Below are 23,722 nucleotides of genomic sequence, written 5' to 3' on the forward strand. Positions count from 1 at the left end.
TTAAAAGAAAACCCGCTCTAAAGCGGGTTTTCTTTTACCATGATGTAAATTGGGTAATATCGGCCATTCTTTGCAAGCTTACATTAGCCCCTAACTCGCCATCCCAAAACTGTTGACGTTGCGGATTTGTTTGACCATCACCATCCCACTCAACAATTTTTTTGGATTTACTATTTGCATGTACTTTTAAAAGTTGATTTAAATGCGTATCACACCCTGAATACCCAAATAAAATTATTTCATTTACTTCGCTTAAAGATAAAATTAAATAGTTCCAATAGGTTGATAGTACTTCTGAGGCTGTGATTACACTTGGCTTATGTGGAATATGTGTTAAAACAATATGCTTACTACCGAAAATATTCCCAACTGAAACTTGAGATGTCGATAATTTGTAAGTTAGTCCACCTATATCTTTAAATAATGGTGATCCATGTAAATGCATGTAATATCCAAAATTTCGACCATAAAGTCGAACTAGATTAGAGCTATCAAATCCACTACTTGTAAATCCATCAACTAATTGTCCTGAAAATCCACTACAGATACCTGCATTAATAAACTCTTCATAAAGTAGCTTGTCATAATTGAGTGTTGCAACATGTGACTTAGTACTACTAACAAAATTAATCAAAGCGGCTTTAAATACAGTAGGTAAAACATTAGTTGAATTAAATAAATGTGATGCAACGGTATGGATATATTCTTGTGTTGCATCCGTGAACTCTTGACCATAATCAGATAACCAATGTTCTCCATTAGCTGTATTAGGAAAATCATTAAGATAATCACAAGAAGTCGAAACCAAATACAACTTGTCTAATTCTTCTTCTGAGACTGGACACTGTCCTGAAGGAATACAATTTTGGATGAGATCACGATGTACTGTGTCATTCCATAATGCATCATTACTCCAAACGGTATTTAATGCATTTGTTAAAGAGTAATGATTTGCATCGACTGCCATCCCTAAGCCATTACCAAAAATTAAAAGTTTCCGCGCCATCACTTTTCCTATTAAAATTATTAATAAAACTTATCTTAAAAATAATTATTACAAATCAATAAATAATATTTAATTAAATATTTTATATACATCCACATATCTATTTTTCATATATATGGTTTCTAAACCATCTCTTTGTGAACGTTCGTTTTCCACCTTTAAAAATTAAACCTTTTATTTAATTAATAAGTACAGTCTCCTCTTTTTCAGGTGAACTCAAACCACCTATATAATTATCCAAAATCCACTACACTAAACACATTCTATTTTTAAAAATTAACCACTTTCAAAAAATCAAAGGACAAAAATGAAAACTGCCATCCTCACACTTTCTACCCTTGCTTTCCTTAACACCACCGCCTTTGCAGAAAGTAAACTCAATGTTCCACCCAAAGAAGCCAGCCAAATTTTTAAAGCAGCTGGCTTTTCAAAAACAAAACATGGCTGGGAAGGTAGCTGCGACACAGGTGAAATCACCACATACAAAGACCTCAATGGTGACGGCCTAAAAGACGCAGTCATTTCAGACTACGGCACCATGTGCTATGGCAACACAGGTGTCGGCTACCATATCGTTGCTCAGCAAAAAATGGAACATGGAAACTCATTTTTGAAAACATGGGCATCCCTACTTTTCTAAAAACCAAAGGAAAAGACGGCTGGCCAGATATTGAAAATGGCGGCCCTGGATTTTGTTTTGCTGTCTACCGCTGGAATGGTCAAAAATATGATGTCAACCGTTATGAATATAACGGCAAAGCCTGCACATTAGACTATTAACATGTCAGCGTAGTTAATTTCATATCAATGAATCTATAAACTGATTGATTTAACATACTTTTCTATACAGTTAAAACGCCTCAATTGATTGGGGCTTTTTTATAAAAAATAACGTCAGCTATACGACTAAAGAGCACTGAATGACTTAAAAATGACATCTGAACTGTGCTAATTTAGATCAAAATTAAACATAAATATGCACAAACAATAAAGAGGGTTTAAAAATGTCAAAACAAATTTTAATGCTCGTCGGTGACTATGCCGAGGACTATGAAACTATGGTGCCTTTTCAGTTCTTAACGGGTCTCGGTTATACCGTTCACGCAGTCTGTCCCGATAAAAATGAAGGTGAAAGCATCGCCACAGCCATTCATGACTTTGAAGGTGAGCAGACCTATAGTGAAAAACGCGGTCATAACTTTGCTATCAACTACAACTTTGAAGCGGTATACACTGCGGACTATGCCGGTTTAGTCATTCCCGGTGGACGTGCGCCCGAATATTTACGCATGAATGAACGTATTCTTGAGATTGTGCGTGAGTTTGATGCTGCGAAAAAGCCAATTGCAGCAGTTTGTCATGGTGCTCAAATTCTTGCAGCAGCCGATGTACTCAAAGGCCGTACTTGTTCCGCTTACCCTGCGTGCGCAGCCGAGGTGAAACTAGCAGGTGGGACTTATGCGGACATTGAAGTGACAGAAGCTGTAACCGATGGACACTTGATCACAGCGCCGGCTTGGCCTGCACACCCTGCTTGGATGGCACAGTTTATTCAAGCTTTAGGAGCGACTGTGACGATTTAATTGTGTTGTTCCTCAACTGAATTTTTTATGGCATGGTTTATCATCTTTTTAGATTCAAAAATAAAAAAGCTCCTGCGACTCAAGGAGCTTTTTTATAACATTAATGCTTTCGATTCAGTTTATAAATCGCTCTCACTATTCATAATTTTCAAAGACCGAACTATCTCGTCACACCCAACTTATTCCAAATTTCTGGGGTTAAAAAAGTCGTGACCAATTTATTTAAATCCACATAGCGCAAGACACCTTGCAACTGCCCTTTCACTTCAGGGTTCTTTAAAATTTCCTCACCCGTAATCTGTCCAAGTTCCTGAAAACTGTCTCCAACCGCTTGTAAGCCTTCAGCTTGAATCACTGCTTTGGTCTGTGCTGAACATTGCTCCACCAAAATGCGTTGTAAAACCTGTGCGAGGTTTTTATCTAGCTGTGTACGCTGTGCATCGGTGACATTGCTATACACTTTCAGATCTGGATGTGCAGCCAGTGCCGCAAACGTCCACTGCAACACAGTGGTTTTATCTGTTGCTGTCGTTGACTTCACCAAACAATTACTCAGTTGGTCGACTGTAGTACTGGCCGTTGCAACTTGGACTGAACCACACAATGCTGCGGCCAAAAAAGCATGACGAAAAAGAACAGAAGACCGACCTCGTAAAACGCTTAAAACAGGCTGTGACATAAACTCAACTCCAATCAACAATTGCATTCTTTGTATCACAAAGCCCGTCGATCAGCCTGTTATGGAACTGTAAAATTACCGTGTAGTTGGAGAAAATTAAATCGCTCAATTCAAGCGATTTCCCTATCCAACTCAGCAGTTTCAAATGCAGTGAGCTGTGGGTGTATAGTCGGGCATGCATTCCAAAACCAATAAAAATAACCTTTGGGATCAAGCAAAGTATGCATATGAATCGTAGATTGATCACTTTCGCCCTTCCAACACGCTAAAGCAGCATTACGGTTATTGTGTAAATCGATAAATTCAGGAGCAACTTGCTTCGGCATTTCAGGAATATAAAGTGCGTCACCATGTTCTACCCACAAGTCAGCCAAATAAATTTTTCGGTCTTTTGGAAAATATCGTCCTGCTGAGATCACCAACGGCAATTGATTTGGATCGGTCGAAGCAAAAACATGCGGAAAGTCGTGATGCTCTAAGTCTGTGACGACAAAAGGATATAATGTTTTCGCGGCTAGATTGATTTGAGTTGGGTCATAAGGGAAAAAATGACCCGCCAACATGCCATATTGATATTTAATTTGAGACAACTTTTTCTGCGTAGCCTGTACCTCTATCGCCTGTCTAGCTTTCAGCAAAGTCATACCAAATGCGGCAGCAGTTTCTGGCGTGGCTTTGAGTGGCATAAACTCAAAAGAGTTTCCCCCGAATGCTAACTGAGTCTGCTCTCCCCAATGGGCTTGGATCGTTGCTATTTCTTTGGGTACATCATAAACATGTCCCATACTCATACGGGCATTGGTCGATGATGCAGAAATAAGTTCAATAGCATCTTATAGATCAGCTAAATACTCAGGCGTTCCGTCATTTTTGTAAAAATAAGGCTGAGCTGAAATATCAACGTCTATTTCTTGCACGGTCTGATCCAGCAAAGGCGCAGTAAAATAGGTGGCTGGTGTTTGGACATTACTCATGATGTTCTTCCTTTGGTTGAGGTGCTCACATGAAGTTCGGTCGCAAACAGCCGAAAATCTTACTTCATTTGCTTGAGCATATTTTTAGCACCTGTGTGGTTATGGTTTTTGGCTAAGTTCTGCAAAACATATTTTGCTTGCCCTTTAGGGTTGGAAAAACGACTGCTATAACTTGGAATACCCGTTAAACAGCGTGCAACTAATATGCCCGATTCGGTATAGACATTTGAGGCATCCGACCCTGGCAAACGACCATAGTTATATGCGCGTTGTGCACTGTTACAAGCAGCGACTTGGTTGCGTCCACTGTTAATATCACGGCGTGCAGCCACATACAGTTTGGCCTGTTGCTGCTGTGGTGTTTCTACAGCTTTGACGACTTTAGGTGGTACTTCAACTTTGCTTTCTTTTTTAGGCTCAACTTCTTTTTTGCTTTCTTCCTCTTTCTTCACTTCTGCCTTGGTGGCAGGTGCCTTCGTCACCGTTTTTTTGCTTGGCGTAATAGGGGTCATACTTCGTGGTGCTGACTCAGTCAGTACTTTGCTTTGTAGATTCACCACACGAGTATCATTTGAGTTAGGCAGTTTGCGTTCAGACAATGCCTCAATACTCACCAGCCACTGTTCGCCATTATTGAGCTGGCAACGAAAAGTACCCGTGCCCTGTTTTAAACTGTTATAGGTACGAAGTAATTTTTTCGCCCACGGATCTTTCACTAAGCTGAAACTACTTTTTTGTGTCTGATTAAAGCGCCCACCATGTGCTTGGCAATACTGACTAAACATGCTGCGCGGATATAGCGCCTCGATATCTTTTTCATTTTTTACGCCTACCGTGTGATAGACGTATTCTTTGCTGTTTTTATCGGTATCATTAATTTTTCGTTCTACGATTAGTTCTTGTGGTGATGCAATATTTGTAAAAGGTGCTTGTGCTATATTTCCCAGACTGGTACAGCCCTGCAACACACTCCCCAAAACCCCAAATACACATAAAATTTTATAATTCACTACGACTTTACTCTTAAACACCCGCATAAAAACATTAGCGGAAAGCACATAAAATAACAAACTTAAACAACTGTTTTTATTATTTATTTTAGCTTGACGCACACATCATTCTGCTTTGTTTTATGATAACCTCAACAACATTTCATAAATTTAGTTTGAACCATACAACAAAAGTTACAGACAAAATGATGCTTGAGCACATAAAAAACCTGCCGTGAAAGGCAGGTGAGATACATCAAAAATATTTAGTCATCCAAAGTCGATTCAAAAGCTTTTAGACGCTTATAAATCGAGAGCAGTTCAATAATGGTTTTCCATGACAAAATTAGATATTGAAATGACTCTCGTACTTTATCAAACACATTACCAATTTGGTTGATTAAACCTAGAGTCATTTTCCCTGCTGCAATTGCGGGAAATAACACCACCAAACTGTATAAAATATCCAGTTGTCGATACCATGTCGCGACTAAGTTAAAATAAGCATAGTGAAAATAAAGTCTAAAATAATTCTTTCTTACTCTGCTAAACAGTTCGACCAATGTTGCAGGTTGGGCACGGTCTGCATGGTCTTCCCCATACACCAACTCTTTACGGTAAGCCGCTTCAACCTTCTGATTATTAAACTCTAAACCTGGTAGTTTACTTCCTACTACCATTAACAAGACCGTACCAAAAATAGCCCAAATAATAGAAGCCCAAACTAGGGAATGCTTTACTTCACCCACAATAGGCAATTCAGGAACATGCTTTGAAAGCTCAAATAGAATTGGTAAGAAAGCCACCAACACCATCACAGCCTTGATCAACTCAACGCCCAAATCTTCTAAAATAGTAGCAAAGCGCATAGTGTCTTCTTGCACACGTTGTGATGCCCCTTCTATATGACGTAATTTTTCCCAGTGTTGGGTGTAGTATTCATTCATCGCTGTACGCCACCGAAATACATAGTGGCTGGTGAAAAAGGCATTGATCACTGCAAAAGTGACCGCAACCATCGCAATATACAAGAAGGTTAAAGTACCCATATATAGGTCTTTAATGTTACCACCTTTACCAAGCATGCTTTGAATGAGATCCCAAAATGGTCCATACCATGCGTTGATGGCAACACTGACCTGTACACCAAACCAGATGTTAAACAGAATAAATGCGGAGCCCCAAATCGACCATCTTTGCCATTTATTGTCTGAAACAAAACGCCAAAATAAGGCAAAGAGTGTTGTCGCTATAAAAAACCAGAGATAGAACCACAAAAAAGCTGGAGACCAAAAACGGCTCACTCCTATAGGCAGTTCAGCCGTTGCATATCCTTGCGGCCAACCTATGGCGCTTCCCCATGTATTTCCCCCTGTGTACCACAGTACGACATTGATCACCGACCAAAGTAATACTGAAATGAAGAACCATCTAGGGTTTGGGAAAAATGACTTAAACATGAACGATATATATCCCTTTTATGTTTCAGGTATGCAATCCGTGCATACTAATCCTTATTTCTTAATTTAGTACAATCGCATTACAGCAAGTTTGTACACTTTACTTATCCTTATTGGGTTATACGTTATTTGATTTGTATGCCCCTTCACAAGAGCTCAGGACATTATTTTCCGACTTGATCAGTCACATCACAATCAAAATAAATTATTTCAATAACTTATGAAAATACGAACGGGCTTTACCCCAGATTTAAAATAATATTTTATTGCTTATAACTTTTGGGTTTCAAACTGAAAAATTGCTTAGGATTTAAAGCGAGTGCAATGATGGTATTTCTCTGACAACCATACGATTACTTGTTGATTTTATGTATAAAAGAATGAAGTTTGCACATTTTAAAATGACTTCATGCTACTATCTTTTCATTAAAAACTATTGGATCTATGACATGGAAACCCTAGTACTTGAACTGATCAAACCACTCACACTGACAAAAGAAGACTTTCCACCCATTAACTTTGAAGAAGGCACTGTGCTCAAAGTTCTCATGAAAACACCTACTGGTTACTTGGTAACGGCAGATTCTCGTTTTAATTTTACGGTGTCTTTTGATGATGAAAATCAAGTGTGGCAGAAGCTGTAATTTGCAATGCTCTTTAATAAAAGAATAATCCATTCAATAAGATAAAAATAAAAATCCATCTTTTTTTATTAATTTAAAACTGGTTATTTTTATTAAAATTTAGTTTTTTATACCCAATCAGCAAATGAATACCGTGCTGAGAGTTCTCTGTACCTATTGATTTTGTGATTTCTGGGGCTCATTTGTATCGTCGTTATGCATCCATTTTATCCTTAATCTCTTGATTTAATTGATCTACATTAAATCCTTCATCCTTGTTAAGTAAAACTTTGAACTATAAATCAGAAAAAGAGAAAGGATTTGAAAATCTTCAGTCTATAACTCTATATTTACCGAGTCATTCACCAAGCTCACCACTTATTTAAACCTAGGTCTTTCTGCAAAACTTCTCGCTATAAAAAAGCCTCAGATGCGAACATCCGAGGCTTTCAATTTTTAAACGGGTGCTGAGCTAAGTTATTGCGCGGTATAACCACCATCCATCACCACGGCTTGACCCGTTACACCACCCGCCTTATCACTGGCAAGAAAGATCGCATAATCCGCAATTTCTTCTACACTCAATAAGCGTTTTTGCGGCACCATCGCCAAAATCACATCTTCTAATGCACTTTGTTCACTGACATTTCGGGTTTTAGCCAAATCATGAATTTGACCACGTACCAACGGCGTGTCGACATAGCCCGGACACAGAGCATTCACCGTAATACCATCACGCGCGCACTCTAAAGCCGCCACTTTGGTCAAACCAATCACACCATGCTTAGCACTGTTGTAGCCGGCCTTGCCAGCAAATCCAATTAATCCGTTAATCGAAGCCATATTAATCACGCGACCAAACTGCTGCGCTTTCATGATTGGAAATGCGTACTTAATGCCAATGAACGACCCCACCAACATGACATTAATCAACTTTTGATAGACTGCTGTTGGGAAGTCTTCAATCACTGCAACATGCTGAAAACCCGCATTATTGATGAGGATGTCCAACCGACCATAGGTTTTTTGAGTCAGTTCAATCGCTGTTTTATATGCTTCTTCATCGGTCACATCACAAGGCGCAGACAATGCATCAAAGCCTTGCTTTTGAAGTGCCGCCACCGTTTCAGCACACTTCTGGACATTCATATCAGAAATGACAACTTTTGCACCTTCACTAGCAAATTTCTTTGCAATTTCGTGTCCAATACCACTCGCTGAACCGGTAATAAATGCAACTTTATCTTTTAACAGTTGACTCATGATGTACTCCGTTGTCTTCTTTTTTCATTCCAAAGTCTTAAACAATACCAAACCAAGTAAAGGCAGCAATAGCAACAAATACCGCGATGGTTTTAATAATCGTGATGGCAAAAATGTCTTTATACGATTGTTTATGGGTTAAACCTGTCACAGCAAGCAAGGTAATCACGGCACCATTATGCGGTAAGGTATCCATACCGCCAGATGCCATCGCAACAATACGGTGCATGACTTCAGGTGGAATTCCCATGGCTAGAATCGCAGCATTGTACTGATCCGCCATCGCACTTAAAGCGATACTCATCCCGCCAGAGGCTGAACCTGTCACACCCGCTAAAACTGTCGTAGTGACTGCACCATTGACCAACGGATTGGTAAAAGTATTACCCAATGCATGACTAATGATTGCAAAGCCCGGTAAGGCCGCAATGATCGCACCAAAACCATATTCAGATGCGGTATTCATCACGGCAAGTAAAGACCCGCCAATACTGGCATTGACGCCATCTTTGGAGCCCGTATAGACACGACGGAAGTCAAATGAAATTGCCGCGATAATGCCCACAATTAAGGCTAAACCCACGGCCCAAATGGCAGAGGTTTTGGCAACATCGACGGTGTAAGCTGCAAGTCCAATGGCATTAAAGTCGAAACCGTTTGGATACCATTCTTTAATCGCAGTGGATAAATACTTATTGGTCATAGCAACTAAAATAAGAGGTACAAAAGCCAACCATTGACGCGCGGTAGAACCATTTGATGTTATATCTAAGTTTTGTTTCAGTTGTTGTTGCTCGGCTTCTGTCAGCTCAATACCTGTGGCATAACCATCGCCATTTCGAGCGGCTACACGGCGACGCCATTCCAAATAGCTCAGACCCGTTGCTAGAACAAATACCGCACCAATCAAACCAAGAAAAGGCGCTGCATAAATGTCTGTACCAAAAAAGGTCGTCGGAATAACGTTTTGAATTTGCGGGGTTCCCGGCAATGCATCCATGGTAAACGTAAATGCACCAAGGGCAATGGTTCCCGGAATCAAACGCTTTGGAATGTTGGCTTGTCTAAAGAGTTGATTCGCAAATGGATAAACAGCAAAGACCACCACAAAGAGACTGACGCCGCTATAGGTTAAAATCGCCCCTAAAAGTACAACAGTTAGCATCGCATTTTTAGAGCCAATCAGGTTCACAATAGTTTTGGCAATAGATTCGGCAATCCCTGACATTTCAACCACTTTACCGAAGATGGCACCGAGTAAAAACACCAAGAAATAATCTTTAATAAACCCAACCATTTTGGACATAAATACGCCTGATTAAAAAGGCAAAACGTTAGCAGGGTTAATCAGTAAAACCGCCAACAGGGCACAAATCGGTGCCATAAGAATGACAGAAAAACCTCTGTAGGCTGTATACATCAGTAGCCCAAGAGACAATAAAATTACACCCAAATCCCACATATTTTTTACTCCATCCTTAAAGAAAATATGTCTTGATGTGCTGTGATATTAATGGCGAATGATGTCAAATCTAGTTGAATCACAGTGCAATCAGCCTGTGCGGAAAAACCAAATACGCATTCATAGACCGTCTATTTCCCTCATGACGAGATGTCTATTTGCACTCTGATCTATGTACTATATTTATCCATCAGAGCATTAATATTTCAGCTTATTGGGTCAGACTATAATGCATATAAACCCACACATTGTTTGAAAATAATCATTGAGTAAGAAGAAAAATTGATTAATATCCAAGCCCTAGCAAGACTGATAAAACTAATTGCATCAAGTTAAAGGTAAAATTTCACAATCGCACGAAATGACTATTTTTTATATTTTTCATTCAGTTAAAACATATTTTTACAGACTATCACGTTGTTCGATTTATACTGCTTTGACGACTTGATAAAAATGCACCCACTTCCATCACTTGATCTGTTTTGACCGTCTGTTGTATTTTTCATGTAAACCATTTGAGAACAACACGTTCATTTTCATTCAACATCGTGTTGCATCATTGCTCAGGGAAGCTCATGACACTCAAACAATTAAAAGCCTTTTTGGTCCTTGCACGTACGCTTAATTATGCCAATGCAGCCAATGAACTGTGTCTGAGCCAATCCGCTCTCAGCTTAAGCATTAAAACATTAGAAGAAGAACTCGGTGGAAAACTGTTTAAACGCAACACACGTCGGGTAGAAATCACCCTTGAAGGTCAGTCCCTCATTCCCTATGCCAAAAAGCTCTTGGCCAACTGGGAGGATATGGAAAAAGATGTAAAACAGCGCTTTAAACTCAACCGTGGTACTTTAAATATTGCCTCAATGCCCTTTGCCACTCATGCGGTACTCCCCGAAGTGATGCATGATTTTGCACAGCAGCACCCCAACATCAGTTTTTCAATCCATGACATCACCAATGAAAAAATCATTGAAAAAGTTCAAGAAGGCATCTTTGAGATTGGCATTTGTTTTGAACCTAAACCGAATGATCAACTGATTTTTCAGCCCTTATTCAATGAAGACTTTTTGGCTCTGCTGCCCAAACACCACGTCTTAGCCAAACAAAAAAGCGTGACATGGCTTGAACTCTGCTCTTATCCTTTTGTGACCTTACAAAACCCCTCGATTATTCGGCATGTGATTGAGGAACATTGTGCTGCGCTTCAAGTAGTTTTGGATCTAAAAGTCGAATGCCACCAGATCAGTTCGCTTTCACACTTTGTCGCCTACGGCATGGGCGTCAGTGCTATTCCACGACACTTCCAAAAATTCATCGACCTTGAAAAAAATGTGTTGGTTGAAATTGAGGACAATCAAGCGCAGCTCGCGGTGGGCATTATTTATAAAAAAGATTATGAACTGTCTAACATGTCGTCCCAATTTATTGAAACCACACTTTGGCATCATTTCTAAGCTAAGTTCTCCCTCCTTGACTAAGCGAAACTGAGGCTAAACCTTTATAGTTCAGAATAAGCCGTATGATTATTTGCATAGCTTTCGTACATGCTTTGACTCTTCTTTTATCTATTTTTCTTTGTAAATATTCTGCATTAATGAGTTTTTCTTATTATACGTTAGAAAGATTCAATTTCTAAAAAGTGCAGCGCAATGCTAAAAAAATAACAAGCAAGGAAGATCAGGAAATAAAAGATGAATAAAGTCTTCGCAAATGCAGCCGAAGCATTGGCTGATGTGGTTGCCAATAATCAAACGGTTGCCGTGGGTGGTTTTGGCCTCTGTGGTATTCCAGAAGCATTAATTGATGCCTTAAAAGATACAGGTGTCACAGGTTTAACCTGTATTTCGAATAATGCGGGTGTGGATGGCTTTGGTTTGGGTAAATTATTAGAAACCAAACAAATTAAAAAAATGATTGCCTCTTATGTCGGTGAAAATAAAGAGTTTGAGCGTCAGTATCTCAATGGTGAACTTGAAGTTGAGCTCACTCCACAAGGTACACTCGCGGAGAAACTACGTTCAGGAGGCGCAGGTATTCCTGCATTTTTCACCCAAACAGGTGTAGGCACCCTCATTGCCGAAGGTAAAGAAGTCCGCGACTTTGATGGTCGTCCGCATATTTTAGAAATGTCTCTCACTGCGGACGTTGCTTTAGTGAAAGCCTACAAAGCCGATAAAGCCGGTAACTTGGTATTCCGTAAAACAGCCCGTAACTTTAACCCTGACTGTGCCATGGCAGGCAAATTCACGATTGCCGAAGTTGAACAGGTGGTTGAAATTGGTGAAATCGATCCAGATGACATCCATTTACCAGGTATCTACATCAACCGTGTGGTACTGAACGCCACTCCCAAAAAGCAGATCGAACAACTGACCATTAAAGCAGAGGAAGCTTAATCATGGCTTGGACACGTAATGAAATGGCGCAGCGTGCTGCCCTTGAACTCGAAGATGGTTTTTATGTCAACTTAGGTATTGGCTTGCCGACTTTAGTGGCCAATTATCTGCCAGAAGGGATCAATGTTTGGTTACAGTCAGAAAATGGCTTGCTCGGTATTGATGAGTTTCCAACCCATGATGCAGTCGATGCAGACTTGATTAATGCAGGAAAACAAACCGTCACCGCACGTAAAGGTGCTGCATTTTTCTCAAGCTCAGAATCTTTTGCCATGATTCGGGGTGGTCATGTCAATATTGCTATTTTAGGCGCAATGGAAGTCTCTGAAACAGGCGACTTGGCAAACTGGATGATTCCGGGTAAAAAAGTCAAAGGCATGGGCGGTGCAATGGACTTGGTCTCTGGTGTACAAAAAGTTGTGGTTCTGATGGAACACTGCGCCAAAGATGGCACGCCAAAAATCGTGCCCCAATGTACCCTACCACTCACGGGTAAAGCTGTTGTCAGCCGTATCATTACTGACTTAGGCGTGATGGATATCACTGCTGAAGGTATAAAACTGGTTGAACTGGCACGCGATGTGAACCTAGAACAAATCCAAAAAATGACTGGATTAGAACTCATCATCAATGACTTTAAAGCCGCTTAGTACAAAACGACATCATTCAAAGCAGCTTCGGCTGCTTTCTTATTGGGCTCAATCAAAAAGATTTTCAGTTAGAAAGAGACTTCTTTATAGCCTTTGAATCAAGCATAAAAACCATCATCAGCTTGATTAAGAGTATCTTTATACTCCCGAATTTAGCGAATGATGACTCCCGCGCACATCTTTTCAACCCAAATACCTGATGAAAAACCAAACCGCTCGGCTACTATATTTGCACTCCACATTCAGAGGTTTCCATGTCACAACAAGATTATGAAAATGGTTTAAAAGTTCGCACAGAAGTCATGGGCGAATCTTTTGTTAAACGTGCTCAGGACAATACTGTACCTTTCACCCAACCTTTGCAGGACTGGATTAATGAACATGCTTGGGGCTCAACATGGCAACGTGAAGGTGTCTTACCACGTAAATATCGCTCGTTAATTACCATTGCATTTTTGACGGCACAAAAAAGTCCAACTGAGCTGAAAGGTCACGTTCGTGGTGCGTTGAATAACGGTGCAACGGTTGAAGAAATTCAAGAAGTCCTTTTACACAGTTTGCCTTATTGCGGCGCACCTGCGACTCAAGAGGCGTTCCGCGCTGCGCTGGAAGTGATTCAGGAATATCAAAGCCATTCATAAATAGATTATGCGCCATACAAAAGCGTTTTTTGCAGTCGCATGGCGCGATTCATCTGGTTTGGCTATGCAGCATTTTTCCCTAGCCAAACCATTTCCATTAAAAGGCTTTGGTTACACTCATGCCAACGCTAAAGTTTCGACCATCGGCAGGTTCAAAGAAGCGACTATTGCTGTCATTCACAATCACTGAGCCAACATAGTTACGGTCAAACAAGTTATCGACTCGGGCATAGCTGTTTACTTTCCAGTCACGGTTTACCCATAAGTAGCCGACATTTGCAGCTACAACGGTATAACTTGGCGCAGTATCCGAATTGATATCATCGACATAAATTTTATCCATATAGCGTGCTTCTAAGCCAGCTTGAAAGCCCTGTTCAGGTTGCCATGCAATACGGGTAAACACTTGGTTTTTGGCAATTCCGGGAATCTTATTTCCTTTATTAATGGCTTTCGCATAAGGTTTCGTTGAATCCTTTGGATTCGCTATTTCTGCTGTATAACTATCAAATTCAGCATCAATATAACTAAAGCTCGATTGTATGTTGAGTTCTTTCCAAATCGTTTGTTGCCATGAAAGCTCTAAACCTTGTCGTGTGGTTTGATCTGCATTACGAAAAGTCGCACGACCATCACGTGTTCCCGCTGTCACTATATCGTTTTCTGTATCTGTCTGGAAAACAGCTAAAGTGAAGAGCCCGAATGGATTCTGCGACTTTAGACCCAGCTCATAGTTATCACTACTTGCTGCTTTTAACGCAAAATTCATACCCGATTTCGAAGGATCAGTGTTATAAGCCATTTCGGTAAAGGTTGGCGTTTCAAAGCCTTTGCCATAACTGGCATAGGCATAAATTTCAGGTAAAATTTCCCAGCCTAAAGCTACAGAAGGCAATAATTTTTGATAATCCGTTGAACCACTGTCATCACCATTTTTATCAAGGATGTAATGATCATCTGACTCATAATGTACATTGCTATAGCGTAAGCCTGTATCAAGATGCCATGTGGGTAAGAATTGCCATGAGGCTTGTACATACGGATCTAAATTCCACAGGGTATTATTTTCATTTCGGCGTAAATCACCTTTCACGCCAAATGTACCCGCATGATTATAATTGTTATAACCTTTACGGTCCTCGACCATCCGGTCTAAAGCCAGTCCTGCAACCAAAGTTGTATTCGGCAAAAGTGCTTTTCCTGTCCAGCGAAAATCTGCGCCATAGTAATCTCGGTCAAAATCAATTACTCCACCTGCATGGCGAGGATTGAGTTGTGAAGAATTCGGTATACATTTGCCTGTATTTTCATTTATTGCACACTCAGGAATCGACTGATATTGTACGACTTGTCGGTTTCCCAAATAGAACATGCTATACAACTCTTGCTGGTCATTCAGCGGTTTAGTCCACGTCAGTCCTGTTTGGGTTTGTTCAATTTCTTTACGCACATTATAAGTATTGGTACGGTCATTCACTTGTTTCGGATTAGCTTTCCACTGCTCACGACTGAGACCTTGCGGGTCGTCAGCATCAATATCGACACGGTTCATCACCCAGTTGATTTTACTGCCATCGTCTAAGTTCCATGTTAGTTTGGCATTATTTAATACTTTTTGTGCAACACTATGGTCTCGAAAACCTTCGGTATCAAAATAAGAAGAACTAATCACATAAGCAGGTTGATTGGCCTGTTCGGAACCCCCTTGTAATTGGATATTGGCTTGTTGCTTATGATGGCTGCCTGCATTGAGTCCCACTTGAATTGAGTCTTTCCCTTGTCCTTCTTTGCTCTCAGCTAAAATGGTTCCACCTGATGAGTTACCATATAAAGATGAAAATGGCCCTGTCAGTACTTCGATGTGATCTAAACTATTGAGGTCAATATTGGAACTTTGCCCTTGACCATCAGGCATGGTCGCAGGAATACCATCGACATACATCCGAATGCCACGTACGCCGAAAGTTGAACGAGCGCCAAAGCCACGCATCGAAATCTGTAAGTCTTGCGCATAGTTTTCGCGGTTATTAATTTGTAAGCCTGCAACCCCTTGTAATACTTCGGATAGGTTCACATTGGCATTGTTTTGTACTGTAGCCGCTTGGACTTTTTGAATGGATGCAGAAGTCGATAACAACTCGCTATCGGTATGTACCGCTTGGACGGTGATGACAGGAAGTTGATATTCTGTCGCTTCTGCATAAGCATGCATAGATTGTAAAATAACCGCTGTCAATAAGGCTTGTTTAAAAGGCGCAGGCATCAAATAAGTTAATCGCACAATATTTCCTTGCTTGTTATTACCATAAAAATGGGAAGCCTATCATCTCGGCAGGCTTCCCATACAATAAAACGTTTTAATCGGCTAAGCTATACGCAACCACATAATCACCATGATCAGGCGACTGACGTGCCCCACCTGCGGAAATGACCACATATTGCTTGCCTGTTTTTGGAGAAATATAGCTCATTGGTGTACCTTGGCTACCTACGGGTAAACGCGCTTTCCATAACTCTTCACCATTAGATGAATTGAAGGCGCGCAAGTAGAAGTCTTGTGTTGCAGCAAAGAACACTAAACCACCTTGCGTCGCCATTGGACCACCAATAGTTGGCATACCAATCGGCGCTTTTAAGCCCATTTTGATGCCCATTGGACCAGTATCTTCAACCGTACCTAAAGGCACCTGCCAGGCCACTTGACGGGTTTTCATATCAATCGCCGTCATGGTTCCGAAAGGTGGTTTTTGGCATGGAATGCCCAATACCGACATAAAGCGGTTTTTATTCACTTTATACGGTGTACCTTTCATTGGCACTGCGCCCATACCAGTGTTGACCTTCTCTCCGCCACTGGCTTCAAGTTTTAAGTCTTCAGGCGTTTGTTTAATCAGCTGAATCCACAGACCTAGGCGCATGTCGTTGACAAACATATAACGATGCGTTGGGTCAAATGCAATACTGCCCCAGTTCATCCCACCCAGTGATCCCGGAAAAATTAAAAATATATCAGAACCCGGTGCTGTAAAGAGACCGTCATAACGCATAGACTTAAAGTTAATGCGACACATCAACTGGTCAAATGGCGTTGCGCCCCACATGTCCGATTCAGTCAAAGTTTGATTGCCAATCTGTGGCATTTCAACTGAACGTGGCTGAGTTGCACTGTATTGCTCATCAGGGATATCTGCAGCTTTTACAGGTTGCTCAACCACTTTGGTTAAAGGCTTGCCTGTCACACGGTCAAGTACAAAGAACTGACCAGACTTGGTGCCAATGACAACAGCAGCTTTGGTTTGCCCATTTTGCATTGGAAAGTCGACCAAGCTTGGCTGCATGGGTAAATCAAAGTCCCAAAGGTCATTGTGAACAGTTTGATAAACCCACTTTTCTTTACCTGTGGTTGCATCCAAAGCCAAAACAGAAGAATTGTACTTATGATCTACAGGTTGACGGTTTCCGCCCCAAACATCGACTGACGAACTTCCCATCGGTAAAAACACCGTGTTCATTTGCAGGTCGTAGGACATTGCAGCCCAAGAGTTTGCCGAGCTACGTTTATAGATTTCACCGGCTTTGTTGCACAAACCTATCTGTAAAGGGTTTTTCAGCGATATAATTTTCAAATGAAGAAGCCTACACACAAAATCTACCGCACAACCAATTGGCCCGCATATAACCGAGCACTCATGAGTCGCGGAAATATTGCCATTTGGTTTGATCCTGCTACGCAATGGTATGCGCCATCAAAAGGCAAACAAGGGCGAAATCAAACCTACTCCGACGCAGCCATCCAATGCTGCTTAATGATTAAATCCTTATTCCGTCTGTCTTTACGTATGGTCACTGGCTTTGTGCAAAGTCTGATTAAACTTTGCGGATTAAATTGGATAGCTCCAGATTACACCACGCTTTGTAGAAGACAAAAGCATATTGATATTGTAATCAGCTACCAAAAAGTAGCGATGGACTGCATCTACTCATGGACTCTACAGGCATGAAGTTTCTAGGTGAGGGCGAATGGAAACGCAAGAAACATGGACTTGAATATCGTCGCCAATAGCGTAAATTACATATTGGTATAGATGATAAAACCCTACAAATACGAGCAGTTTAGCTTACAACCAATAATGTCAGTGATTCACAGGTGCTTGGTGATTTACTTAATCAGATTCCACAAGATGAGCGGATTGACTCTGTTTATACCGATGGAGCTTATGACACCAAGCAATGCCGTCAGGTCATTGCAGATCGGCAAGGGCATGCGGTGATTCCACCTAGAAAAAATGCGAAACCATGGAAAGATACAAAGAGTAGCTCGCTAGAGCGAAATGAATTACTTCGAACAATTAAACGTTTAGGCAGGACACTATGGAAAAAATGGTCAGGCTATCATCGGCGAAGTTTGGTTGAAACTAAGATGCATTGCATCAAATTATTAGGAGATAAACTCAGTGCAAGGAGTTTTGATAGCCAAGTGAATGAGATCCATGCACGTGTAGCAGTCCTTAACAGATTTACGGAATTAGGTCGACCACTTACCCAAGTTACGCCTTAAATTTGGCTCAATTAGGGGCGCTTTGCATTTCAAATCTTTGTGCAACAAAGCCCATCGAAAATGGCATTATTGTCCCCACAGATTGGTGGGCAATTGTGTTTAACCCATCCTTCCCCTACCGATTTGCCCATATGGCAGCAGCGGCCTTCCTCGTCTCATCACTTTTGGTGGTTGGCACCGCCGCATGGCATTTACTGAAAGGTCGTCGTGATGAGTTGGTGAAAAAGTCTTTTTCTATGGGTTTATGGATGGTACTGGTCACGTCTTGCCTACAAGTTGTGATTGGGGACAACCACGGTTTAAATACCTTAAAACATCAACCTGCAAAATTGGCAGCCATTGAGGGTCATTGGGAAACCAATCGTGATCATGGCATGCCTTTATTACTGTTCGCTTTACCGAATATGGAAACAGAGTCGAATGATTTTGAGATTGGTATTCCCAATCTGGGCAGTTTGATTCTGACGCATTCCCTAGAGGGTCAGGTCACTGGTTTAAAAGACTTCGCAGCTGAAGACCGTCCGAATGCACTGATTGTGTTTTGGAGTTTCCGAGTCATGGTCGGCTTGGGCATGTTAATGGTTTTACTCTCATTAACAGCACTGTGGCTACGTAAAAAAGGCTCTCTATACGAAAGCAGTTGGTTTCATAAATTTGCCATCATTATGGGACCTACAGGTTATATCGCGCTCCTAGCAGGTTGGGTCACTACAGAAGTTGGCCGTCAGCCTTGGGTCGTGTATGGCGTCATTCGGACTAAAGACGGTTTATCGCATACAGTCACCGCAGATCAAGTCGGCTTGAGCCTGATTATTTTTGTTCTGGTCTATACCGTCGTCTTTGGCGCGGGAATTTACTACATGCTGCGCTTGATCAAATTAGGCCCTGCTTTTTCTACGCCTTTAGATGCCGTGCAAGATACTGGTCCGGGGCATTTTAAAACCCCTTTACGTCCACTCAGTGCTGTTGAAGAATCTATCGATACCACTGATCCTTCTGCTCAAAATAGTAAGGAGAAACCACATGATTGATCTCGCTTTGGTTTGGGTCGGTATCATCGGGCTCGGGGTACTCATCTATGTGGTTATGGATGGTTTCGACTTAGGCATTGGCATTCTGTTTCCCTTTATGAACGGAACGCAAGAACGTGATGTGATGATGAATACCGTCGCGCCCGTTTGGGACGGTAATGAAACATGGATGGTCCTGGGTGGTGCTGGCTTATTCGCTGCATTTCCTTTGGTCTATTCAACCGTTTTATCGGCACTGTATTTACCCATTATCTTTATGGTGGTTGCCTTGATTTTCCGCGGCGTAGCGTTCGAGTTTCGCTTCAAAGCCACGCGCACCAAATACCTCTGGGATCTCGCGTTTATCTGGGGCTCTATCTTATCGAGCTTTTTCCAAGGCGTGATTTTAGGGGCTTATATCCAAGGTATTCAGACCACCAATGGTATTTACAGCGGTGGTGGATGGGACTGGTTCACGCCATTTACATGTTTTACCGGTCTAGGTGTCGTGGTGATGTATGCCACTTTAGGCTGTGGCTGGCTCATTTGGAAAACCGAAAAAGAGATACAGCAACGGATGTTTCATCTCATGCCTCGGCTGATTATTGCTTTACTCATTATCTTCGGTGCCGTGAGTTTATATACGCCGCTGACCCATCCTGAAATTGCACAGCGTTGGTTCTCTCTACCGAATCTATACTATTTTAGCCCAGTGCCAATTTTAGTCTTACTGTTTGTTGGCTTGATTCTATCGGCGTGCAAAAAGCAGCATGAACTAAAACCGTTTATCTATACTTTGGCTTTAGTCTTTTTGGCTTTTACTGGCTTCGTCATCAGCTTATGGCCCAATATTATTCCGCCATCGGTCACTATTTGGCAGGCCGCTGCACCTGAGTCAAGTTTAAAGTTCACCTTGGTGGGGGCTTCAATTCTCATTCCGATCATCATTGCCTATACCTTCTTGTCCTATTGGGTGTTCCGTGACAAAGTACGTATAGGGGATCAGGGTTATCATTAATTGAGGAGATAGACATGAAAAAATTTGTTGATCGACTCAGCCCACGATTATGGTTTATTTTATTGTGGTGCTTTGGCTTTATTTCTCTCGCACTGATTGCGGGTTTCTTTAAGCTGTTGCTGAGTTTTGCTTACTAAAGCCAGCCAAGCATTTTTTATGAATTAGGCACGGGACTTTCAATACATGTCCTGTGCCTTTTAATTGCAGCGAACCCATATGTATAAATCAGAAAAACTTGCGCTCAGCCTGAAACATTTGATTGAAAGTGGTTTTTGGAAAGCCAACGATAAACTGCCTTCACTACGTCAACAAGCTGAAACATCGGGTTTTAGCCTGATGACGGTGATGAATGCCTATCAAGAACTCGAAGCGCAAGGGCTGATTTATTCACAAGAAAAACTCGGTTACTTTGTGACAGGCGATGGACGCTCAGACAGCAACTCCAATAGTGTCATCCTCAACGAAAAAATTGAAATCAACTCTAAAATTTTCAGATACTTAAAATCGATCCAATCTGAACAAATGGTTCCCTTTGGCATTGCCTTTCCCAACAGCCAACTGCTCTACTCTGCCAAGCTGATGCAAACGTTGGGACAACGTGCCAAACACCGTCTTAGTTATGAACAGATGCCAAGTTTACCTCCCGGAAACTTTGAGCTACGAAAACTGATTGCGCAGCGCTACTGTATGCAAGGGATTCCAACAGACCCGTCCGATATCGTAATTACCTCGGGCGGATTAGATGCTTTAAACCTCTCCTTACAAGCTATGACCCAACCGGGTGACTACATTTTACTTCAAAAAACAATATTTTATGGCGCATGGCAAGCGGCTGAACATTTGGGCCTGAAAGTCATTAGTATTCCTGAACATGAAGAACACGGTATTGACCTTGAAGCTTTTAAAGATGCAATTGAACGTTATCCAATTAAAGTCTGTCTGCTGATGCTCAACAGTCACAACCCAATTGGTTTTACGGTCAGTGACGACATCAAATACCAACTGGCAAAGCTACTGCACGAGCGCGATATTTATTTAATTGAAGACGATGTTTATGAAGAACTTTATTTTGATCATAAAAAACCGCTGTCGATGAAATACTTTGATCAGAAAAATTTGGTTTTACACTGCTCTTCTTTTTCAAAAACTTTAGGTGCGGGTTTTCGGATTGGTTGGGTCTATGCGGGTAAATTTTCGGAGCATATTCAGCATCTACAGCTGATGAGCACGCTTTCCGTCAACTCATTTATTCAAAATGCCTTGGTCGATTATTTATCGCATCGACACTATGAAAAGCACTTAAAAACTTTGCGTAACACCTTAAAACGTCTCAAAAATCAGTATTACACTTATTTATCTGAACATTTGTCTGAAGATTATCAAATTCATTATTATCCATCGGGCTATTTTTTATGGATTACCTTGCCTGAGCAGATCAATGGCAATTTAATTTATGAGCAGCTCTTAGAGAAAAATATCAGCATTGCGCCCGGCTCATTATTTTATCAAACGGATAATATTCCACATCATATTCGGATCAATTGTTCATTTGAAATCAATGAACGTATTCAAAATGCCTTAGATGCCTTGATCCAATGTATTTATCCAGAAGCATTTGAATAAAAGTTGAATGGTTTAAATCCAGACTGATTTAAACCATCTTTTTATTTGAAGAGACTCACTGCCCATACTGCAAATATCACCATCCCAGAGATAAAATGACATGATCAGATCATGTCATTTCTCTCAAGCTAGGTATAGGATTTCTCAGCACTCATATTCTGAAAATAGGTGCGATAGATATAGACACAGCCAAGTGAAAAGCCAGCCATCAGGCCGGATGCAACAGGTAAATGCATCACACTGTCTTGTGGAAAGACAAAAACCAAAAATGGAAAGGCATATACCGCAGGAATGCGCATATCAAAGAGCTTGAGCAAAAGAAACATCAAGGGCATATATATGAGGGTGAGCAAGATCCAATCTTGAATCCACAACTGCATAAGCACGGCCATTGAAATCGACAGTGTCAACGCAGCAATCTGCTTAAGGCACATTTTCAACGAATACATCATCATATTTAATGATTCGTACACCACCACTGTAATCGGTGGAATCAGCGCCATCGCTTCAACCTTGAAAATAGCGGCGAGTGCAAAACCGATTAAGGTAATACTGGCATATACACCTATTTTTCGTCGATCAAAATTGCCTTTCTTCTCCACGCCTTGGTTCAGTTTAAAGAGCACAACACTCAACATCAGGATAAAACTGGTGGTAAAAATCGAAATCAAAAACGATATTTCATAGGCTTGGGTCACAATCGGCAAGAAACCTGTGGCCAGTGCGGGCGGTAATATATAGTTAAACATCCGCATCACGAGCAACATAGCACAGAGAACCAAAACCAGTTTGAACAAATATGAAATCGGCATCAAATTAATACAGAACCCGATTACAGCGGTCAAACTGGGTAAAATAAAAATTTTATCTGGCTGATTCAGCCACTGTTTATCTCGATAGACCCATAGCCCAACGGCCATCGCCGCCATTTCAGGCAGAATAATTTCACGATCATTCAGTCCATAGGCAGCCGCCACCATGAGTACTATAAAGACAAAGGCCGCGAGATAGCTTTTGGGGCTTAAGATTGTCTTTGCATGTGACATAGGATTCATATTCGATTCCTTATTGATTTAAAACGATATAAAGCCAAGTAAATACTTCGTCACTGCAATCAGCGATGGCGCAAATAGCACCATAATGATTCCTGAAATAATCATCGAGAGACTGGCAATGACGCCTTCCAATTCATGCCGCTGTCTTGCCCGAGCTATGCCCATAGCATGTGCGGCATTACCTAGTGCTGCGCCCGAAGCAAGATGATTTTTATATTTCATCCAAAGCAAAAGGAGATCTCCCAACAACATACCGACCAAACCTGTAATCACAGTAAATAGCGGAATCAGGCTGATAGAGCCCCCACTTTTTCGGTAAGCACCAAAGCGAAAGGAATCGAAATGGAACGCGCCAACAGGCTATTTTTAACGATGTCATCAAAATCCAATAGGCTCGCCAAAAACCAACTGCTGAAAATACCCACCAACATGGCGAGGCTAGAACTGAAGAGCAACACTTTAAAATGTTGCTGAATCATGCGGCGATAACGAAAAACAGGAATAGCAAAAGCCACCGTGATTGGGCCGAGCATGGCCACCAAATATTGGGTATAAAAGTAATAGTCTTGGAACTGATGCTGTAAAAGAAAGATCAGTACGATGCTCACGCTAGGAACAACAATAATGGGGGATAAATAGATTTTTTGTGTTCGAACAAAAAGCTGCTTTGCCATGAAATAGCACAGCACGGTCCAAACCAAGTAAAAAATTCCCCAGAATTCAGTCATA

General features: G+C 41.2%; 18 protein-coding genes and 6 pseudogenes. 12 read left to right on the plus strand and 12 right to left on the minus strand.

All coding sequences use genetic code 11. From position 1 onward, the window contains the following. Window positions 1-34 precede the first annotated feature (34 nt). Window positions 35-1,006, minus strand: a complete 972-nt coding sequence (locus AC4CU3_RS04070) for a hypothetical protein (protein ID WP_159153172.1) — start codon at window positions 1,004-1,006, stop codon at window positions 35-37. A gap of 307 nt (window positions 1,007-1,313) precedes the next feature. Between AC4CU3_RS04070 and AC4CU3_RS04075 the strand changes: the two are divergent. Next, window positions 1,314-1,786, plus strand: a pseudogene (locus tag AC4CU3_RS04075) (hypothetical protein). A gap of 224 nt (window positions 1,787-2,010) precedes the next feature. Continuing rightward, window positions 2,011-2,589 carry a DJ-1/PfpI family protein gene (locus tag AC4CU3_RS04080; protein ID WP_279044117.1) on the plus strand — a complete coding sequence of 193 codons (579 nt, stop codon included), beginning with the start codon at window positions 2,011-2,013 and terminating at the stop codon, window positions 2,587-2,589. 160 nt (window positions 2,590-2,749) lie between these two features. Here the strand turns inward: AC4CU3_RS04080 and AC4CU3_RS04085 are convergent, their stop codons facing one another. From AC4CU3_RS04085 to sbmA, 5 genes are all read right to left on the minus strand, one after another. Then, window positions 2,750-3,268, minus strand: a complete 519-nt coding sequence (locus AC4CU3_RS04085; protein ID WP_005399999.1) for a hypothetical protein — start codon at window positions 3,266-3,268, stop codon at window positions 2,750-2,752. Between the two features lie 110 nt (window positions 3,269-3,378). After that, a complete protein-coding gene (locus AC4CU3_RS04090; RefSeq protein ID WP_227556989.1) occupies window positions 3,379-4,059 on the minus strand; it encodes a hypothetical protein in 681 nt (226 codons plus the stop codon). 42 nt (window positions 4,060-4,101) lie between these two features. Then, window positions 4,102-4,242, minus strand: a complete 141-nt coding sequence (locus tag AC4CU3_RS04095) for a hypothetical protein (RefSeq protein ID WP_227556988.1) — start codon at window positions 4,240-4,242, stop codon at window positions 4,102-4,104. A 59-nt stretch (window positions 4,243-4,301) separates the two neighbouring features. Next, window positions 4,302-5,354 (minus strand): hypothetical protein, encoded by a 1,053-nt coding sequence (locus AC4CU3_RS04100; RefSeq protein ID WP_279044115.1) that lies wholly within the window; start codon window positions 5,352-5,354, stop codon window positions 4,302-4,304. Between the two features lie 143 nt (window positions 5,355-5,497). Next, a complete protein-coding gene (gene sbmA / locus AC4CU3_RS04105; RefSeq protein WP_279044113.1) occupies window positions 5,498-6,691 on the minus strand; it encodes a peptide antibiotic transporter SbmA in 1,194 nt (397 codons plus the stop codon). 449 nt (window positions 6,692-7,140) lie between these two features. On the opposite strand from sbmA, the gene AC4CU3_RS04110 reads away from it, so the two are divergent. Next, window positions 7,141-7,335, plus strand: a complete 195-nt coding sequence (locus AC4CU3_RS04110) for a hypothetical protein (RefSeq protein WP_004694700.1) — start codon at window positions 7,141-7,143, stop codon at window positions 7,333-7,335. A 456-nt stretch (window positions 7,336-7,791) separates the two neighbouring features. Here AC4CU3_RS04110 and AC4CU3_RS04115 read toward each other — a convergent pair whose 3' ends face one another. Both AC4CU3_RS04115 and AC4CU3_RS04120 read right to left on the minus strand, forming a co-directional pair. Then, entirely contained in the window at window positions 7,792-8,577 is a 786-nt protein-coding gene (locus AC4CU3_RS04115) for a 3-hydroxybutyrate dehydrogenase (protein WP_279044111.1), read from the minus strand. A 37-nt stretch (window positions 8,578-8,614) separates the two neighbouring features. Next, a pseudogene (locus AC4CU3_RS04120) lies at window positions 8,615-10,039 on the minus strand (GntP family permease). A gap of 575 nt (window positions 10,040-10,614) precedes the next feature. Here AC4CU3_RS04120 and AC4CU3_RS04125 point away from each other — a divergent pair. The 4 genes from AC4CU3_RS04125 (at window position 10,615) to AC4CU3_RS04140 (ending at window position 13,729) form a co-directional block, all read left to right on the plus strand. Continuing rightward, the gene (locus tag AC4CU3_RS04125; protein ID WP_279044110.1) at window positions 10,615-11,496 is read left to right on the plus strand and encodes a LysR family transcriptional regulator; all 882 of its coding nucleotides are present in this window, start codon (window positions 10,615-10,617) and stop codon (window positions 11,494-11,496) included. Window positions 11,497-11,733: 237 nt separating this feature from the next. Further along, window positions 11,734-12,438, plus strand: coding sequence for a CoA transferase subunit A (locus AC4CU3_RS04130; RefSeq protein ID WP_279044109.1), 705 nt, complete (start codon window positions 11,734-11,736; stop codon window positions 12,436-12,438). Between the two features lie 2 nt (window positions 12,439-12,440). Next, window positions 12,441-13,088 carry a CoA transferase subunit B gene (locus AC4CU3_RS04135; RefSeq protein ID WP_279044107.1) on the plus strand — a complete coding sequence of 216 codons (648 nt, stop codon included), beginning with the start codon at window positions 12,441-12,443 and terminating at the stop codon, window positions 13,086-13,088. Between the two features lie 254 nt (window positions 13,089-13,342). Next, window positions 13,343-13,729 carry a carboxymuconolactone decarboxylase family protein gene (locus AC4CU3_RS04140; protein WP_058869076.1) on the plus strand — a complete coding sequence of 129 codons (387 nt, stop codon included), beginning with the start codon at window positions 13,343-13,345 and terminating at the stop codon, window positions 13,727-13,729. A gap of 97 nt (window positions 13,730-13,826) precedes the next feature. On the opposite strand, the gene AC4CU3_RS04145 is transcribed toward AC4CU3_RS04140, so the two are convergent. Both AC4CU3_RS04145 and AC4CU3_RS04150 read right to left on the minus strand, forming a co-directional pair. Further along, entirely contained in the window at window positions 13,827-15,992 is a 2,166-nt protein-coding gene (locus AC4CU3_RS04145) for a TonB-dependent receptor (protein WP_279044128.1), read from the minus strand. Window positions 15,993-16,086: 94 nt separating this feature from the next. Then, window positions 16,087-17,307, minus strand: a pseudogene (locus tag AC4CU3_RS04150) (outer membrane protein assembly factor BamB family protein); the annotation flags it as partial. A 48-nt stretch (window positions 17,308-17,355) separates the two neighbouring features. Between AC4CU3_RS04150 and AC4CU3_RS04155 the strand changes: the two are divergent. From AC4CU3_RS04155 to AC4CU3_RS04175, 5 genes and pseudogenes are all read left to right on the plus strand, one after another. Then, window positions 17,356-18,287 (plus strand): annotated as a pseudogene (locus AC4CU3_RS04155) (IS5 family transposase). A gap of 53 nt (window positions 18,288-18,340) precedes the next feature. Continuing rightward, window positions 18,341-19,318, plus strand: a pseudogene (locus AC4CU3_RS04160) (cytochrome ubiquinol oxidase subunit I); the annotation flags it as partial. Next, window positions 19,311-20,315: a cytochrome d ubiquinol oxidase subunit II gene (cydB, locus tag AC4CU3_RS04165; RefSeq protein ID WP_279045301.1), complete on the plus strand. Its 1,005-nt coding sequence runs from the start codon at window positions 19,311-19,313 to the stop codon at window positions 20,313-20,315. The pseudogene AC4CU3_RS04160 and the gene cydB, both read left to right, overlap by 8 nt. 14 nt (window positions 20,316-20,329) lie before the next feature. Then, window positions 20,330-20,452 (plus strand): hypothetical protein, encoded by a 123-nt coding sequence (locus AC4CU3_RS04170; RefSeq protein ID WP_004694789.1) that lies wholly within the window; start codon window positions 20,330-20,332, stop codon window positions 20,450-20,452. Window positions 20,453-20,531: 79 nt separating this feature from the next. Further along, window positions 20,532-21,938 carry an aminotransferase-like domain-containing protein gene (locus tag AC4CU3_RS04175; RefSeq protein ID WP_279045300.1) on the plus strand — a complete coding sequence of 469 codons (1,407 nt, stop codon included), beginning with the start codon at window positions 20,532-20,534 and terminating at the stop codon, window positions 21,936-21,938. A 128-nt stretch (window positions 21,939-22,066) separates the two neighbouring features. Here the strand turns inward: AC4CU3_RS04175 and AC4CU3_RS04180 are convergent, their stop codons facing one another. Together AC4CU3_RS04180 and AC4CU3_RS04185 are read right to left on the minus strand one after the other, a co-directional pair. Next, window positions 22,067-22,993 (minus strand): HPP family protein, encoded by a 927-nt coding sequence (locus AC4CU3_RS04180; RefSeq protein WP_490737987.1) that lies wholly within the window; start codon window positions 22,991-22,993, stop codon window positions 22,067-22,069. 18 nt (window positions 22,994-23,011) lie between these two features. After that, window positions 23,012-23,721, minus strand: a pseudogene (locus AC4CU3_RS04185) (LrgB family protein). Window position 23,722 lies beyond the last annotated feature (1 nt).

The organism is Acinetobacter sp. 802_lipA, from assembly GCF_058242885.1.

Excerpts from the sequence above, each read along its gene's own strand:
- AC4CU3_RS04125 (WP_279044110.1), top strand. The coding sequence starts at position 10,615 with ATGACACTCAAACAATTAAAAGCCTTTTTGGTCCTTGCACGTACGCTT.
- AC4CU3_RS04085 (WP_005399999.1), bottom strand. The coding sequence starts at position 3,268 with ATGTCACAGCCTGTTTTAAGCGTTTTACGAGGTCGGTCTTCTGTTCTT.
- AC4CU3_RS04175 (WP_279045300.1), top strand. The coding sequence starts at position 20,532 with ATGTATAAATCAGAAAAACTTGCGCTCAGCCTGAAACATTTGATTGAA.
- AC4CU3_RS04080 (WP_279044117.1), top strand. The coding sequence starts at position 2,011 with ATGTCAAAACAAATTTTAATGCTCGTCGGTGACTATGCCGAGGACTAT.
- sbmA (WP_279044113.1), bottom strand. The coding sequence starts at position 6,691 with ATGTTTAAGTCATTTTTCCCAAACCCTAGATGGTTCTTCATTTCAGTA.
- AC4CU3_RS04130 (WP_279044109.1), top strand. The coding sequence starts at position 11,734 with ATGAATAAAGTCTTCGCAAATGCAGCCGAAGCATTGGCTGATGTGGTT.
- AC4CU3_RS04115 (WP_279044111.1), bottom strand. The coding sequence starts at position 8,577 with ATGAGTCAACTGTTAAAAGATAAAGTTGCATTTATTACCGGTTCAGCG.
- AC4CU3_RS04070 (WP_159153172.1), bottom strand. The coding sequence starts at position 1,006 with ATGGCGCGGAAACTTTTAATTTTTGGTAATGGCTTAGGGATGGCAGTC.
- AC4CU3_RS04145 (WP_279044128.1), bottom strand. The coding sequence starts at position 15,992 with ATGCCTGCGCCTTTTAAACAAGCCTTATTGACAGCGGTTATTTTACAA.
- AC4CU3_RS04090 (WP_227556989.1), bottom strand. The coding sequence starts at position 4,059 with ATGAGTATGGGACATGTTTATGATGTACCCAAAGAAATAGCAACGATC.
- AC4CU3_RS04110 (WP_004694700.1), top strand. The coding sequence starts at position 7,141 with ATGGAAACCCTAGTACTTGAACTGATCAAACCACTCACACTGACAAAA.
- cydB (WP_279045301.1), top strand. The coding sequence starts at position 19,311 with ATGATTGATCTCGCTTTGGTTTGGGTCGGTATCATCGGGCTCGGGGTA.
- AC4CU3_RS04135 (WP_279044107.1), top strand. The coding sequence starts at position 12,441 with ATGGCTTGGACACGTAATGAAATGGCGCAGCGTGCTGCCCTTGAACTC.
- AC4CU3_RS04170 (WP_004694789.1), top strand. The coding sequence starts at position 20,330 with ATGAAAAAATTTGTTGATCGACTCAGCCCACGATTATGGTTTATTTTA.
- AC4CU3_RS04180 (WP_490737987.1), bottom strand. The coding sequence starts at position 22,993 with ATGAATCCTATGTCACATGCAAAGACAATCTTAAGCCCCAAAAGCTAT.
- AC4CU3_RS04140 (WP_058869076.1), top strand. The coding sequence starts at position 13,343 with ATGTCACAACAAGATTATGAAAATGGTTTAAAAGTTCGCACAGAAGTC.
- AC4CU3_RS04095 (WP_227556988.1), bottom strand. The coding sequence starts at position 4,242 with ATGAGTAATGTCCAAACACCAGCCACCTATTTTACTGCGCCTTTGCTG.